This window comes from Streptomyces europaeiscabiei (assembly GCF_001550375.1).
GTDB classification, from domain to species: Bacteria; Actinomycetota; Actinomycetes; order Streptomycetales; family Streptomycetaceae; genus Streptomyces; species Streptomyces europaeiscabiei.
This window is the reverse complement of record NZ_LRTR01000747.1, coordinates 1-1589: the sequence shown is the minus strand read 5'-3', so window position 1 is coordinate 1589 and position 1589 is coordinate 1. Positions and strand designations below refer to the sequence as shown.

General features: G+C 74.4%; 1 protein-coding gene. It reads right to left on the bottom strand.

The annotated features are described in order from the left end of the window. Positions 1-493 precede the first annotated feature (493 nt). Positions 494-1153, bottom strand: a complete 660-nt coding sequence (locus AWZ10_RS36765) for a ScbR family autoregulator-binding transcription factor (protein ID WP_046706791.1) — start codon at positions 1151-1153, stop codon at positions 494-496. Positions 1154-1589: the final 436 nt, after the last annotated feature.

The window sequence follows — 1589 nt, the reverse complement described above, 5'->3', positions numbered from 1 at the left end:
ACATCGACGTGTACGCCGGGTCCACGGCAACGATCGACAGGCCGTGTTCGGACGCCATGGACACGAGCCGGGCCTTGAGCTGCGGGAGCAACGCCGACACCGACGCCCACGGGTGCGGGGCGAGCCGGGAGGAGGACCGACACCGAGGGCGGGGCGGGGCGGGCGTGGGGCGGGCGTGGCGCTGTACGGGGACCTCCCTCCCGGGGCCGGTGGCCCGGCGGGCGCGGCCCCCCCGTGAGACAGGCACGGCCCCGGGCACCACACCCCGGTCTCCCGGGGGCGATCGCATGGGCCCCGGAACGAGCCGGGTCCGACGTGAGCCTGGTGGCCCGTCCCCAGGCCCGGGCGCCTCACTGCGCCGTACCCGCCGTACGCCCCGCCGGGCCCGCGCCTGCCGGAGAGGGCCAGGACGCGCGCTCCAGCCACAGCCGGCACTGCGGTGCGCTCTGGCCGCTGCCGGCACTCCGGGAATCCCAGGCGTGCGCTCCAGCCGCTAACCGGCACTGCGGGAGTCCTGGTTCTCGGTGATCCGCGCGGCCGTGGCGCCGTGTCCCTCCGCCGTGAGCCGCCCGAGCGCCGACGCGGAGGCGAGCCGTGGCAGCAGCAGCTGCCAGAACCGGGTGAGGGTCCGGCACGAGAGCCATACGGGATCCTGCGCCCCCAGCACCTCCAGGCCCGTGGTCGCCGCCACGAGGGTGATCACCGCGTCCTCCGGCGTCATCGCCTCGTGCAGGGCCCCTTCCGCGTCGGCGCGCCGGAGTGTCTTCTCGACCCACTGACGCCACTGGTGCCTCAGATCCCGCTTCGCCACGTAGACGTGATCGCCGCTCAGCTCGAAACCGGTCCGCAGGACCACATCGTCATGGAGCCCGCGCGCCAGGTCGTGGGTGGCGTCCACCAGCAGCTGCAGGGCGCTGCCCGTCTCCTCCTCCCGCAGGGTGATCCTGCCGAGCCGGTGCGCGGCCGCGTCCTCGACCGCGCCCGCCAGGGCGGCCTTGGTGGCGAAGTGGAAGTGCAGCGCCCCGTTGCTCACACCGGCCTGACGGCTGATCACGGTGAGCGAGGCCACGCTGAAACCGTCCCGGTCGAAGACGACCGCGGCGGACTTGATCAGCGCCTCGCGCGTACGCAGCGCGCGTTCCTGTTTGACCATCGAGGTGCTCCGTCACTGCGAGGGGTTGTTCGTTCTTGCGGGCGCACGGACCGGCGTGCGCGGCAGGCCCAGGAAACCGGCGAGGACCTCAACCGGGTCCCGGCCACGGGCCGGTGACAGGAGCAACAACGCCACCAGCCACGGCACGGACACGGCGGACACGGCACGGACGTCCGCCAACGGCCCGGACCGGGCTTGGCGGCGACACCTGTCCGCACCGGAACACCCGGATGCGCCGGACACACGGCCCTGCCCCGCACCGGAGTGCACCACCGTGCACAGATGCACCACCGTGCACGGGAACACCCCGGTGCACGGATGCACCCCGGTGCACGGGCACACCCCGGTGCGCGGGCACACCCCGGTGCGCGGGCACACCCCGGTGCGCGGGCACACCCCGGTGCGCGGGCACACGCCGGTGCGCGGGCACACCCCG